Annotated in this window: 10 protein-coding genes; all 10 read right to left on the bottom strand. The window is 68.1% G+C overall.

Features of this window, described 5'->3' with window-relative positions:
• Positions 1-952 (bottom strand): patatin-like phospholipase family protein (locus AC07YR_RS20430; protein WP_494735074.1); only part of this gene is annotated, 952 nt, incomplete at its 3' end.
• Positions 949-1,422, bottom strand: a complete 474-nt coding sequence (locus AC07YR_RS20435; RefSeq protein WP_494735075.1) for a hypothetical protein — start codon at positions 1,420-1,422, stop codon at positions 949-951. The genes AC07YR_RS20430 and AC07YR_RS20435, both read right to left, overlap by 4 nt.
• Before the next feature lie 30 nt (positions 1,423-1,452).
• Positions 1,453-1,935: a hypothetical protein gene (locus AC07YR_RS20440; RefSeq protein WP_454697999.1), complete on the bottom strand. Its 483-nt coding sequence runs from the start codon at positions 1,933-1,935 to the stop codon at positions 1,453-1,455.
• Entirely contained in the window at positions 1,932-2,915 is a 984-nt protein-coding gene (locus AC07YR_RS20445) for an acetoacetate decarboxylase family protein (RefSeq protein ID WP_436057096.1), read from the bottom strand. The genes AC07YR_RS20440 and AC07YR_RS20445 overlap by 4 nt, the downstream gene beginning before the upstream one ends.
• Positions 2,912-3,976 carry an alpha/beta fold hydrolase gene (locus AC07YR_RS20450; protein WP_494735076.1) on the bottom strand — a complete coding sequence of 355 codons (1,065 nt, stop codon included), beginning with the start codon at positions 3,974-3,976 and terminating at the stop codon, positions 2,912-2,914. The genes AC07YR_RS20445 and AC07YR_RS20450 overlap by 4 nt, the downstream gene beginning before the upstream one ends.
• Entirely contained in the window at positions 3,973-6,009 is a 2,037-nt protein-coding gene (locus AC07YR_RS20455) for a hypothetical protein (protein WP_494735077.1), read from the bottom strand. Before AC07YR_RS20455 ends, AC07YR_RS20450 begins: the two co-directional genes overlap by 4 nt.
• A gap of 13 nt (positions 6,010-6,022) precedes the next feature.
• Complete coding sequence (locus AC07YR_RS20460; protein WP_494735078.1) at positions 6,023-8,689, bottom strand: GMC oxidoreductase; 2,667 nt, start codon at positions 8,687-8,689, stop codon at positions 6,023-6,025.
• A gap of 177 nt (positions 8,690-8,866) precedes the next feature.
• Complete coding sequence (locus tag AC07YR_RS20465) at positions 8,867-10,021, bottom strand: uroporphyrinogen-III synthase (protein WP_055804340.1); 1,155 nt, start codon at positions 10,019-10,021, stop codon at positions 8,867-8,869.
• A gap of 19 nt (positions 10,022-10,040) precedes the next feature.
• Entirely contained in the window at positions 10,041-11,075 is a 1,035-nt protein-coding gene (cobA, locus tag AC07YR_RS20470) for a uroporphyrinogen-III C-methyltransferase (RefSeq protein WP_055803865.1), read from the bottom strand.
• A gap of 2 nt (positions 11,076-11,077) precedes the next feature.
• A complete protein-coding gene (gene nirB, locus AC07YR_RS20475) occupies positions 11,078-13,717 on the bottom strand; it encodes a nitrite reductase large subunit NirB (RefSeq protein ID WP_494735079.1) in 2,640 nt (879 codons plus the stop codon).
• Positions 13,718-13,887 lie beyond the last annotated feature (170 nt).

Raw genomic sequence — 13,887 nt, forward strand, 5'->3', positions numbered from 1 at the left:
CGCCACCGCCCGCGCGGTCGCCCCCGCCGCCTGGGTCCCGGCCGCCAAACCGCTCGGTGAAGCGGATGCCTGCCGGCGGTTCAACCATGGCAGTGCAGGACGCGTCCTTGGGCAGGCCTTCGGCGGTCATGTCCTTGAGGTAGCTGCGGGCATCCCGGTACCCCATGCCGATCAAGGTGTCCGCATCGATCCGGTTGAGGTAGAACTCCGGATCCAGCGGGAGGGGATTCTCAGGCCTGACAACGTGGAGGATGAAATCCCTGCCGGCAGCCTTCGCGGCCTCGAAGTCGGCCAGGAGTGCGCCCATGGCGCTCATCTCGATCATATGGACGTACTGTTCAAGCGGGCCGTCGCCCCAGTACCCGGTGTTGCCGATGCACCAGACCAGCCACACCTCGTCCGCCCCTCGGCGGAGGGCTTCGGCCACGTTGGCGTCGCGGACCCAGACTGCGTCAGTCCAGATCTTCCCGTCACGCCGCAGCGGCGTGAGGAAAATGGGCAAGGACATTCCGGCTGCCAACAGTCCGGCATCGACGTCCCGGGCGTCGAGGGCGTGGCATAGCTTTCCGGTAAATTCCACTACGTTGAAGGTGCCTTCGACGGCGCCTGGCAGGGCTGCCCGGCGCCTGATCTCGCCGTCGTCGATCCCGAGGGCCGGAAAAACCTTGCGGAGCAGGCCGTCCGCGTCGCCGATGGCGGGCAGCGACCACGGCCCCTTCGCGTAGTCGCCCAGCGGCAGTGCCGAGCCGAAGTCCTTGACGTTCACGCCGGACCAGTTCCGACACATATCCTCCGCAGGCACCCCGGACAGCAGCATGCCCGCCGTCAGGATGCCGCCGGACGTCCCGTCCACATGGTCGAAGTGCAGGCCTTCTTCGGCGAGCGCGCGGACCACGCCGGCCTGCCAGGCCACCCGCATTCCGCCGCCGGCCAGCACAAGGGAGCGCTTCACGGCCCCGTCCCCTGACTGCGGCCTTTGCCTGGCCCGCTCTCCCAGTAGACCCGGCGAAGGTAGATCAGGCAGAGGGCCGCCGTCGCAAGGTCGAAGACCGCTACTGCCAGCGCCACCGGCGCGAAAACGCCGTTGATGACCCCGATCGCGACGGCGGCACAGGCCCCCGCCTTCTGCACGCCGGACCAGAGCAGCACCTCGGCCGTCGGCCGGGGACGCAGCAGCGTGTGCAGCAGGAGTCCGCCCACCACCACCATGAACATGCCCACGGTGCCGAACAGCTGGCGCGCAGCCGTCGTCGGCTCCGCCCCCAGCAGCTCAAGAACCGCGCCGCCGAACGGTATCTGGACGGCCCCGGAAAAGACGGTGACGACGGCGATCGCGGCCAGGACGGCGCGCAGCGGGTCCGCCGTGATCCAGGCGCCGACGCCGGGAACAGCCGGCCCCGAAGGGCGGGCAATCCCGCTCATGACCTGTCCCCGCTCATGACCTGTCCCCGCTCATGCGAACGCCTCCCACAGCCGGCCCCGGTCCACCAGCAGCCAGACGATGGCCAGCCATGTGAGCGTCGAGACGTAGAAGCGGATGTCGTTGAGCAGCATCCACCGGCGGAGCAGGGAACGCAGTTCGGCGTCGTCGGCGAAGTCCCCGCCCCGGATCCTGATGTTGACGGGAATGATCATGGCCTGGCCCACCACCGTGAGGACGATGATCCCCAGCAGGCAGAGCGCCGCGGGGACGATCCGGACCGTGCCCCACTCCGTCCAGACGAGGATGATGCCGGCGATGAACATCGGCGGCACCACCACAGTGAAGAACTTGGTGGCCTGGCGGGTGGGGATGCCGAAGTGCATGTCCACGTTGCCGCGGTCCAGGGACTCCCAGGTGGGGTAGAGGAAGAACTTCAGGACCCACATGGTGCCCACGTACATGGTGGCGCCGAACAGGAAATACAGTGCGTTCAGCAGCAGCAGCCAGTTCACGGCGCGTCTCCGGTGCCGGCACCGTCCGACGTGCCATGGGACGTGGCGGGGGACGTACGTCCCCGGTCCGGTGCGGGCAGCCATTCCTGGCCCTGGCCCAGGCCGACGACGGATTCGAGCGGGTCGCCGCCGCGGATCCGGGCGGCCTCCTCGGCGGTTGGTGCGGTCAGGAACCACGCCTCGTAGTGGTCGTCCAGTACTCCGCGTGCTTCGGGAAGGTAGGCGGTGAACACCGGTTTGTCCGCCGGCTGGAGGGTTTTGAGGGCGGCAACGCCCGGGGCGTCGCCCAGCACCAGCCGGGCCCTGGCGTCGCCTCCCAGGGCGATATCCCCGGTGGCCTCGAAGTAGATGTCGGACTTCATCAGCATCCCGCGGAAAGCACAGTAATTGGAGGCTGCCAGCTTCAGCGGGATGCCCATCGGCCGCGGGCGTTCAATTTCGATGAAGCAGCCCAGCCTGCCGCTGTCGTCGTACTGCGCGGAAACGGTTGAATCGGTGACCACGAAGTCCAGGCTGGCCCGGTGCTTGGGCATGCCCCAGATGCCTTTGCCGCCCTTGACCGAAATCTCGGTGCTGACGGGTAGGTCCACCACGTACTGGCCGAGCCCGAACGTCTTCTGGAATACCAGCGGCAGGAGCGGGGGCGCCGGCCGGGAACCGTGAGTGACGGCGATTGCCAACGAGTATTCAATGTATTGGCCGATGTCTGTCGACTCGTAATTGACCACGGTGACCACGAGCAACCCCTTCCCGCCGAGGCTGAACGGCCGGAGCTCCGTGCCGGGAAGGACGGCTGCGGCGGCGCGCTTGTTGATGGGGAACGCCGCCATCAGGACCGGGGAATCGTCCGAATTGACGGGCATGGAGTATTTGATGCCGTCCACCGTGGCATGATGTCCGCGCAGGCGCTCCTGGCGGTGCGGCACCGGGGAGGGCACCAGCCGTAGCAGGGATGCAGCCAGTCCGATGAGTCTGTTCATCTGTTCAGCTCCTTGAGGATGACGGGATAGGTCTCCGCCCAGGCGCGGGCTCCAAAGAAGACATCCAGGTGCCCGTAGCCGGACAGCAGGTGCAGCGAGTCCTTGCCGGGGCGATGACCGTCGAAGAAGGCGAAGGTCCGCTCCTGGCTTTCGGGCAGGAAGCACCGGTTGTTGCGACCGGCCAGGAACGAGAACCTGGCATCCGTCTGGGGCGCCTCAGCCAGGAAGTTGGCGGGCAGTTCCGGGTGGTTTCCTGCGGCCACCATGCGCCTGGCCAGCACGCTGCGTCCCATCTCGGAGAGAAAAGTGAACGGCACTTCCGCGAACTCACCGCTGATCCAGTTGTGGGTGGCCTCATCCAGGTTCTCGTGCGACCAGAGCGCGGGCCGGCCGCTGCCGTACGTGAAGCTGACCAGCCGGCACACCAGGTTGTTGCATTCATGGTGGGTGGCCTTGACCATGGACCGGAGGATCCGGGACAGGTATCCGTTGGACTTGTAGCCCCATGCCGGCGACAGGTACGGAGTGAACGGTTTCAACAGTTCGGCCAGGTACGTGATCTTGACGATCGACCACAGCGGGATCACCGGGTGCAGGGATACGGCGTTGGAGACCACCGTGTCCACCCGGGGGAGGAGCCCGGCCACGGCCGCCATGGTGAAGGACACCGAGCCCTGGCAATGGATGACCGCCTTCAGCGTTTCGGCCCCGGTCGCGCCCAGGACATAGTCGACGGCGGCGGGGTGGTCGTACACCGCCGCGTCACCCAGCGTCCACGAGAGGGGTTCAAAGTCGATGGAGGCCCGCCAGTTCAGCAGCCAGACGTCCCAGCCGTCTTCCAGCAGGGCGTCCACCAGCGTCCGCGGCAGCGGCGGGCGGAAGAGCTCGGCCCTGACGCCGGCCCCGTGGACCAGTAGCACGGGTCCCTTCTCCGGTGCTCCGGCGTCACGAGGCACGGCGGAGGTGATGTGCACCAGGGTCAGCGGGGTTCCGTCACCGGCGGGAAAGGGGATGACTTCCGTGACGTGGTCCGCCCGGGTGATGGTGCGAGGGTTGGTCATAGCGGGAATCCCTCCCTTGCGATGGTGATCGGCGGTTCGAAAAGCCGCAGCGGCGGCAGCCCGCCGGCAGGGACCGGGCGGAGGCCGCCGTCGTCGGTCCTTTCCAGGTCCCAGTCCCGGCAGACCCGGTCCACTGCCACCGGATAGACCGTCAGGTTGCCATCCGGGGCGATGCGGATCCGCAGGAAGCCCTTGTGGTCTTCAATGGCCTGGCCGGACATTGCCCACGAGGCAACCTCCCCGCTTCCCGTGCCCAGGATGAAGAAGGCAAACGCTTCGCTGCCGACCGCGTAGCCGGTTGTAAACGTGAAAGTGAGCACCAGCCCAAGGGTCAGGAACGGCGGCAACCCGGCCGGCCAGGGAAGGAGGAGGACGACGGCGATCCCCGCCCCGAGCGCCGACAGTTGCCAGAGCGCGCCGCGGGAAACGGTGAACCCGGCGCCGTTCTCCCCCGGATCCCGGTTGAGTCCGAGCGCGGTGCCGAGGGTGGCCAGCAGCAGAAGCAGCAGCAAAGGTACGGCGAGGATGGTCAGCGCAAGGAGCACGGTGTTGCCGGTTTTCAGGGTGGTGAGGCTGTCCGGGAAGGAGAGTCCGCGGAACGCGCTGAAGACGGTCCAGAGCGTCAGGGCGGCCAGCATGTGGGCGACGCCGAGCGCGGAGCCGAACCCGGGGTTGCGCACCGGAAGCCAGAAGGGCGAGAACGGATTGGCCAGGCGTCCGCGGAACTGCCGGGACTCCGCCCGTCCCGGGAACGTCCCCGGAGCCAGGACGAAACGGCGGCCCTGGGCCGGCTGGTGGTCCGGTTGCCGGTCCGCCGTCGCGTGGTCCGCCGGTGCGGGGTCCGGCCGGTGTGCGGGAAGTGTGAGCTCCGGCGGCAGCCAGCGGGCGTCCGCTAGAAAGGCGCCGCCCAGGCCGCAGGTCATAAGCTGGGTCCGGCGCGGGTCGGCCCCGGTCCTGCCGGATGCGGGCAGGCCCGCATCCCCTGGCAGTTCCCCTGGCAGTTCCCCTGGCAGTTCCTCGTAGCGCGAATAGTGGTGCAGGTCCCCGGTGAGCCACAACCGCACGGAAGCGCCGGTTTCCTCGAACATCCCGGCGCGGCGGTTGAATCGGCGCCGAAGGTAGTCCTGCTCGAAGAAATGCACCTGCCGGAAGGCGCTGGCGTTTTCCGTTTCCCGCACCCAGTAGGGGGCCGCCACGCAAAGGATGACGGCGTCGCCCGGCAGCAGCCTGGTGGTCACCGTGTTGTAGAAGTAATCCAGCTGTGGTTCGTCGATGTATTGGCCCAGCTGGCTGTCCAGCCCCACAAGCCACCAGCCGGGAGAATCGTCCCCGCCAGTCAGGCGGAGGGCAAAGTAGCTTCGTGTCTGGATGGTCCGCCAGCCGCCGATGTTCCGTTGCCGGGTGAACAGGCGGATGAAGGAGGTCAGGCCGTCGTACCAGTCATGGTTTCCGGGGAGGGCCAGCAGCACGCCGGCGCGGCCGGGGGAGCTGCCGCCGGGAAGGGCCGTCCGGTAGGGACCCACCATGCGGTCCTCGTACGCGGCGGGCGATGCCACCGGATACACTTCGTCGCCGCCCAGCACCAGCACCTTTCCGCGGCGAAGCTCCTGCCCGTCCACCTCCAGCGACGCTTCCGCCAGCAATGACGCCACCGTGTAGGTGGAGTCGAAGCCGTCGCCCAGGTCAGCCGTGAAATCCAGCCACAACTCCTCGGCCCCGGAAGACCGTTCAGACCCGACGGCGTCGGCCGCCGCCGTGCCAGCCGCCGCACCGGCTTTATCAATCCCGGGCAGGCCAAGGTCGCGGACCACCGGCTGCGCGGGCTGGCCCGCGACAGGCAGCCGTTCCAGGTCCAGCTCGTAGCGGGGAAAGCCGCCCTCCAGTTCGCGTTTGTCGCCGAAATCGGCGAAGACGGACGCGAGGACAACCCGCACGGCGGTCCTGCCCAGCTGGGCCGGGGCCAGCCAGCGCACAGCGTCCCGCGGAGTGAAGCCAAGTCCGTTGCTGTGCTGTGCCAGCTCAGCCCGCTTCACGCCGCGCCGCCCTTCATCGCCGGCCGGTGACCTTGCCGGTGGCCCGGCCGGTGACCTTGCCGGAGTACACCTGCCAGAGCTCACCCAGGAACACCTTCCCGAATGCGGCAAGGGCGCTCGCCGGGGACGGGCCTTCCGCCCGGAACGTGGTTAATTGCCGGGCGAAGTCCCACGGCCGGATGTACAGCACTCCGGCCCCCGCCACGGCGGCAGTGGCAGCGGCAGTGGAAGTGGCCGATTCCGGCGGCGGCAGGTGTCCGCGGAGGACGGTGACGTACAGCGTGGTGGTGTCAGCCCAGACGTCGAAGCCTGCGTCGTTGCGGACGTCCTTGTGGCCCAGGAAGGTGAGCGGGGTGCCGCCGGGATCCCGCAGCCAGAGCCGGTAGAGCATCTTCCGTCCGGCCGTGTCGGGACCGCCGTCCTTGACGAGGAGATTGAACCAGCCGCGTTCCACCGGAAGGCGGCCGCCGAACTGGTCGGCCAGGACGTAGCCTTCCGCGGTGGCCGGATGGAGCGGATCACGGACAAACGCGTCAATATCCGGGGCGGTTATGGTGAGCTCGAACATCATCCGGAGGCTCCGGTCACGGCCCAGGCCGCGGCCCGTCTCGGGGTCTGACGCGCCGGCGCTGAACCACCCGTGCATCTGTTCGGTAAAGCTGACCGACGCAGGCCCTGTTTCGGCCTGCTCCGTTTCCTCTTCGATTTCGGCCTCCTGCAAGGCCTCGCTTTCGGAATGCACGCCGGCATCTGCGGATCCGGTGCCGGGGAGCCCCAGGGAACGTCTGCCGGTCCGCGGGACCAACGTTCTTTCCTTCCGGGGTGCCTTCGCACCTTTGGTGGCGTCCGGCACCAGGGCGCGCGGCGGCCCGGCGTCGTAAGATCCGCCGTCGTACGTTCCGCCGTCGTACGTTCCGCTACCCAGCGGTCCGTTGGAAGAGACAGCCGGGACGCCGGCCCCGGCCAGGCCGCCCCGCTGCCTGGCGCCGTCGGTTCCCTCCAGGATCCGGTGGCAGGCCCGTTCGGCAAAGGCGGCGATGGTCAGGGCGGGATTGGCGCCCACCGGCCCGGGCATCGCGGCGCCGTCCACCACATGCAGCCCGGGGTACCCAAACACCTCACCGTACGCGTCGCACACGCCTTCGCTGCTGTTCCGGCCGGCCGGGGCACCGCCGAGCGGATGCACGGTGATGACGCGTTTGCTCCACCACAGCGGATTCTGCTTGAAGCTGCCGCCCAGTTCCTTGGCGATCGCCTGCATGGTGGCCTGCATCCGGCCGAAGTACGCGGCTGAGGTGGCCAGGGTCCAGTTGATGGCCAGCCGGCCGCCCTGCAGGGTCATGACGCCGTCCGGGATGTCCCGTCCCATGCCGAGCAGGGGAACTGACGATGCCGAGAGCCGGCCGTCTCCCAGGGCGGCGGCAAGATCGGCGGAAATGTTGGATCGCTGGGCCTGGAAGAGCCGGTCCTTGAGGAGCTGCACCATCACTTTGCCGGCGCGCCTGGCCACCTGGCGGAACTGTCCCGTTTCCAGCAGCCAGTTCATGAACGAGGGGTACCCGGCGTCTTCGATGTAGTAGCCGCGGCCGTCACCGCCGTCGGTGGAATCGGGCGTGCGGATGGCCGTGGTGATCACCGGTCCGATGCTGCCCGAAAGGGTGCGGGTGGCGCCGTCGGGGTCCTTAGCGTCCAGGACGAAGCCCAGCAGGTCGCCGTTTCCGCTGAACCGTGTACCGAGTGCCGGGCTGAGGGCGGGCAGCGACGCGCGGTTGCGCAGCAGCAGGAACGTGGTGCCGAAAGTGCCGGCGGCGAGGATGAGGCGGCGGCAGCGGATCACCTGTTCGGGCAGGAGCCCGGGCCGGGCGTCGGCGGGATCGTGGACGACGTAGCGGACCTCATAGCCGCCCGCCGGGAGCGGGCGGATGCCGCGGACGTCGTGGTGGGTCCGGATGTCAGCCCCGGCAGCCTTGGCCGCGGACAGGTAGTTGTGGTCCAGGGTGTTCTTGGCGCCGGCGTTGCAGCCGATGTCGCATTCCCCGGACAGGGTGCAGGTGGTGCGCACGGCCCCCTCGCCGTGGACGCTCCCGTACGGTGCCGGCGCCAGCACCTGGTTCCTGGCCGGAGTGGAGCCCGGGGACTGGGAGAACGTGACGGCGATGGGCGGCCGCGTGATGCTGAGTCCGAGCGCGCGGGCAGCCGTTTCCATGGCCAGGGTCTTCGGCGTGTCCTGATAGGGGTAGGGCACAGGGCTGAGCATGGCTTCGGCGGCCTCGTAGTAGGGGTCGAGGTCCTGCCTGCTGAACGGCCAGCTTTCGTAGCCTCCGCCGGGCACAGGGGATTCCTGGACGAACCACTTTTCGTCCTTGCGCAGCAGCACGTTCGCATAGATGAGTGAGCCGCCGCCCAGTCCGCTGGAGACGATTCCTTCCAGGCCGCGGAAAGTCCAAGCGTCAAAAAGTCCGTAGAGGCCCTTGTCCGGATCCCAGAAATTCCGGCCCATCTCGGACGGCGTCCGGGCGAAACTCCCGGGCGGGTAGGCCCTGCCCCGTTCCATCAGGACCACAGACTGTCCGCCGGCCGCCAAGCGGTAGGCCGCTACCGATCCGCCAAAGCCGGACCCCACCACCACGGCGTCCACAGACTCCGCGGGTTCATCGTCCCCTTGCACCACCGGTTCCACGCAATTCCCCTCGGAAGAGCTGCCCCGCCAAACGCCCCGGCCGCCACGCACCGGAACGGTACGAAGGCGGCCACGGGGGCGGTCAGACGCAAACCATAGCGACATGTTCCCACTGCGGACCGGGTCTGTCCACGGATCCGGCTGCGGAAACGGGGCACGGAACCCCAAGGGGGAGTGCTAGACCCGGATCCGGTACCCGCGCTTAACCACGGTTTCCACCATCCGGCCGTCCGGCAGGGAGGAGCGCAGCCGGCTGACGGTCATGTCCAGGGCATGCACGGAACCGCGCAGTTCGAGCAGGTCGGAGAGCGATTCCCGGGACAGGACGGCGCCTTCGGCACCAAGCAGGGCACGCAGAAGCAGGAGCGGCGCGGGTGCCATTTCAACGGCTTCCCCGTCGATCCGCAGCGACCGTCCGCGGAGCTCCACGTTGCCGGACCGGGTGTCCAGGCGGCGCACATGGTTCAGGGCAAGGTGTTCGCAGACCAGCCGGATCAGGGCACCCATCCGGAAGCGTTCCGGAATGAGCGGGGACAGTCCGGCGTCGATCAGCGGCTGCGCAGTGATGGGACCCACGACGGCGGTGGTGACGGTGGTTTTCAGGGCATCGACGAGCTGCTTGTAGAGCCCCATCTCGTGGGCCGTGCTCCACATGGCGTCGACGGCGGGCGCACTGGTGAACGTCAGGACGTCCAGGTTGCCGCTGCAGACGGCCTCGATCAGGCGCGGAAGTTTGTCCTCGCCGTCGGGCTTGACCCAGCGGTAGGGGGTGACGGTCAGGACGGTGGCGCCGGACATCCTCAGGCGCTCAAGCTGGCGGACGTCTGTGTAGCCGTGCAGCTGGACTGCCACCGTCTTGCCGCGGACGCCTTCCTTCAGCAACATGTCCACCAGGGTGGCCGTGGTTTCGTCGCTGCTGATCCCGACGTCGGCCAGTCCCGCGGCGCGGACGGCACCGCGGGCTTTGGGCCCGCGGACAAACATCCGGCAGGCCGCGAGGGTCTCCAGCAGCTCATCGCCGATGCCGGACGCGTCGGCCGCCTCGCACCAGCGGCGCATGCCGTAGGCGGTGGTGGCGATGCAGAGGTCGGGCTTGGCAGCAATGATGGCCCGGGTGTCGTCGATAAGCCGCATGTCCTCCTGCACCGGCGCAATCTTGAGCGCAGGTGCGTGCAGCACCTCGGCTCCGCGCCGCTCCAGGGCCTCGATCAGGTCCTGGGAACGCCGGTGCGACGTCACACCGATCCGGAATCCCTCCAGGGGCGAATCGGGGCCGTCGGCAGCAGGGGAGTCCTGCGGGCCGGGGGCGGAAGCGGGGGCAATAGAGTTCATGGCGCTCATGGGTTTTCTTTCACGATTCCATCAGTGACGCTGCGAGGCGGTCGAGATCAGCCGCCGCCTCGGCGTGCCCGCGGTTGGCTTCAGCCACCCGCACCACCTCGCCGATGACCAGCACAGCCGGGTTGGTGCAGTCGGCGGCCGCTGTGACAATCGTACCGAGCTGGGCGATGGTGGTGCGCTGGCCGGGGCGGTAGCCGCGTTCGACGACGGCCATCGGCATGTCTGCCCGCATGCCCGCCCGGCGCAGGCCGGCGGCCAGCTGGTGCAGCGTTCCGATGCCCATGAGGACCACGATGGTCCCGCCCAGCCCGGCCAGGTGCGTGAGCTCCTTTTCGGTAAGCGGCGCGTGGCCGGACACCACGGTGAACATGTGGCTGACCTCGCGGTGCGTGACCGGGATCCCGGCGGCGGCCGGGACGGAGATGGCACTGGTGACACCGGAAACGACCTTCACCGGAACACCGGCAGCCACACAGGCGGCAACTTCCTCACCGCCGCGGCCGAAGACGTAGGGGTCACCGCCCTTCAGGCGGACCACGTTGTTTCCGGCCAGGGCGCTCTGCACCATGAGCTTTTCAATGTCGCCCTGGCTCACCTTGTGGTGGCCGGGCTGCTTGCCCACATCCACCAGCTCGGCCGAGGTCAGGGACGGCAGCTCCTGGTAGGGGGCCAGCCGGTCGTAGAACACGACGTCGGCATCGCGCAGCGCCTTGACGGCGGCAACGGTCAGCAGCTCGCCGACGCCGGGGCCGCCGCCCACCAGGGTCACGTGCCCTACTGCTCCGGCAGCCGGTTCCACGGCCACGGGGATGCCGGTGGCGCGGCAACGGTCCAGCAGCGCGTCCCAGCCGGGCTGGCCGTCGTCGACCGCAGCCACGAGGAACGGACGCTCGGGCAGCGGCCCGTCGTGGCTCGCGCCCTGCGGGGTGCTGAGGCGTGAGACGACGGCGCCGGCAGCCTGGTAGCGGCGGACCGCCTGCCGGGCGGCGTGGTCGGATCCGGTGACCAGGACTTCACGGCCCGTGAGATCAATGCTGAGCTGCATGCCTATACCTCGTTCTTGTCGAGTTCCGGGGTGGAGGGACGCATCGGGATGGTGGCCCCGATGAGGACTTTCCCCTTCTCTTCTGCCGTAGCCGGGCGCATCTGGCCGCGCTCGTCCGAGACAAAGGTGATGGAGTCGTCCTTCTGGTCCGGGGCGTTGACGAAGGAACGGAACCGGCGCAGGCGCTCGGGATCCTTCAGGGTGTCAGCCCATTCGTCGATGTAGGTGTCAACGTGCTTCTCCATGGCGGCCTCGAGGTCTGCGGCGATCCCCAGGGTGTCCTTGACCACCACATCCTCGACGTGCTTGATGCCGCCGTCGAGCTCTTCCTGCCAGCGCGCGGTGCGCTGCAGGCGGTCGGCGGTGCGGATGTAGTACATGAAGTACCGGTCGATGTACTTGATCAGGGTCTCGTCGTCGAGGTCCTTGGCCAGCAGCTGGGCGTGGGCCGGGGTGGCACCGCCGTTGCCGCCGACGTACAGGTTCCAGCCGTCGGCCGTGGCGATCACGCCGACGTCCTTGCCGCGGGCTTCGGCGCACTCGCGGGCACAGCCGGAGACGCCCATCTTGAGCTTGTGCGGGCTGCGGAGGCCGCGGTAGCGAAGCTCGAGCTGGATGGCCATGGCCACCGAGTCCTGGACACCGAAGCGGCACCAGGTGGAACCGACGCAGGACTTCACCGTACGGAGGCTCTTGCCGTAGGCCTGGCCGGATTCGAAGCCGGCGTCCACCAGTTCCTTCCAGATTTCCGGGAGTTCCTCGAGCCGGGCACCGAACATGTCGATGCGCTGGCCGCCGGTGATCTTGGTGTACAGGTTGTACTTCTCGGCCACGGCGGCGATGACGCCGAGCTTCTTCGGGGTGATTTCGCCGCCGGCGATGCGGGGGACCACCGAGTAGGTGCCGTCCTTCTGCATGTTGGCGAGGGCGCGGTCGTTGGTGTCCTGCAGCGTTCCGCGGCCGGCGTCCAGGACGTAGGCGCTGTTCTGGCTGGCCAGGATGTTGGCGATGGTCGGCTTGCAGATGTCGCAGCCGGCGCCGGTGCCGTACTTGGCCATGATCTCTTCGAAGGAGGTCAGTTCCAGGACCCGGATGGCGTCGAACAGTTCCTGGCGGGAGAGTTCGATGTGCTCGCAGAGTGCCTTGGAGACCTCGACGCCGGACTTGGTGAGTTCGGTTTCCAGCAGTTTCTTGAGCATCGGCACGCAGGAACCGCAGCTGGTTCCGGCGCGGGTGCAGCCCTTCAGCTCGCCGAGTTCCTGGACGGGAGCGTTGCCGTCGCAGGCACCGCAGCCGTTGACAGTGTCGCGGATGGTCCCGGCAGTCACGTTGTTGCAGGAACACAGGATGGCGTCGTCCGGCAGTTCCGTCTCCGGGGCCTCACCGCCGCCGGCAGCGGTGAGGTAGGCGCCCGGCTCGGCGGCCAGTTCGCGGCCCAGCATGGGACGCAGGCTTGTGTACGGGGTGGCGTCGCCTACGAAGATGCCGCCCAGGAGGGTCTTGGCATCGTCCGTGGTGACGATCTTCTGGTAGACGCCGCGGGCGGGGTCGGCGTAGACGATCTCCAGCGCGTGCTCCGTACGGGCGAATGCGTCGCCGAAGCTGGCCACGTCCACGCCGGAGAGCTTGAGCTTGGTGGCGGTGTCGAAGCCGGGGAAAGTTGCGTCGCCGCCGTGCAGCCGGTCCGCGACGATCTCGGCCATGGTGTTGGCCGGGGCCACGAGGCCCAGGCACATGCCGCCGAAGTTGGCTACCTCGCCGATGGCCCAGATGCCGGGAACCTGGGTTTCGCAGCCGTCGTTGATTACGACGCCGCCGCGCTGGCCCAGATCGAACAGCTGCTCCTCGCCTTCAGCGGCGCGGAAGAGTTCATCGCGCGGCTTGACGCCGATGGCCACGATGACGAGGTCGGCGGGGATGATGCGGCCGTCCGCCATCAGCACGCCGGTGACCTGGCCGTCTTCGGAAAGCACCTCGGAGGGGAACACGCCGCCGTGGACCGTGAAGCCCTTGGCTTCGATCAGGCGGCCGAGCGCCTGGCCGGCGCCTTCGTCGAGCTGGGTGTTCATGAGCCACGGGGCGCCGTTGATCACAACGGGAGTTGCGCCGAGCTGTTCAGTGCCTGCAGCCGATTCGAGGCCAAGGAGCCCGCCGCCGATGGTGACTGCGTTGATCTTGCGGCCGAGCTTCGCAGTGAGTTCGGCGATCGCCTTGTTGATCGCCCATACGTCCTCGAGAGTGCGGTAGACGTGCACGTGCTCCGCGCCGGGGATCGGCAGGCGGGCGGCGTCCGAACCGGTGGCGACAACCAGTTCGTCGAATTCGTAGGTGTTGCCGGCTGCCGTCTCAACGGACTTGGCAGCGTGGTTGATCTTGATGACGCGTTCGCCGGTCTTCAGGGCCAGGGCGTCGTGGTCCCACATGGAGGCCGCGCCGAGGGTGAGGTCCACGTCGCTGTCGGTGAGCGCCTTGCTGAGGGCCACGCGGTCGTAGGGGAGGTGGGCTTCCTCAGTGAGGACCGTGACATGCCAGCCTTCGAGGCCGCGGGCATGCATTGCGTCCGCAAAACGGTGGGCCGCGGGGCCGCCGCCGGCGACGACGATGCGGCGCGGAGTCTCGGTGCTTGAAGTCTGTTCGGTCACTGTGGGCCTTTCGCATGGGGCGCAGCGGTGATCTGCGACCATCTCAATCGAGGTGTCCATCCAGACTAGGTATGCGCAGTTTCGCTTCAGTTTCCCTTATGTTTCGTGAACTTAACTTCTGCATCACGAATGGATTTCCGGACAGGTGAGTTGCCTTTTACGTGCCGGAC

The organism is Arthrobacter sp. GW460-12-1-14-TSB2 (assembly GCF_059423525.1).

Coding starts and splice junctions, on each gene's coding strand:
- cobA (WP_055803865.1), bottom strand. CDS start 11,075: ATGCAGCTCAGCATTGATCTCACGGGCCGTGAAGTCCTGGTCACCGGA.
- AC07YR_RS20445 (WP_436057096.1), bottom strand. CDS start 2,915: ATGAACAGACTCATCGGACTGGCTGCATCCCTGCTACGGCTGGTGCCC.
- AC07YR_RS20435 (WP_494735075.1), bottom strand. CDS start 1,422: ATGAGCGGGATTGCCCGCCCTTCGGGGCCGGCTGTTCCCGGCGTCGGC.
- AC07YR_RS20465 (WP_055804340.1), bottom strand. CDS start 10,021: ATGAACTCTATTGCCCCCGCTTCCGCCCCCGGCCCGCAGGACTCCCCT.
- AC07YR_RS20450 (WP_494735076.1), bottom strand. CDS start 3,976: ATGACCAACCCTCGCACCATCACCCGGGCGGACCACGTCACGGAAGTC.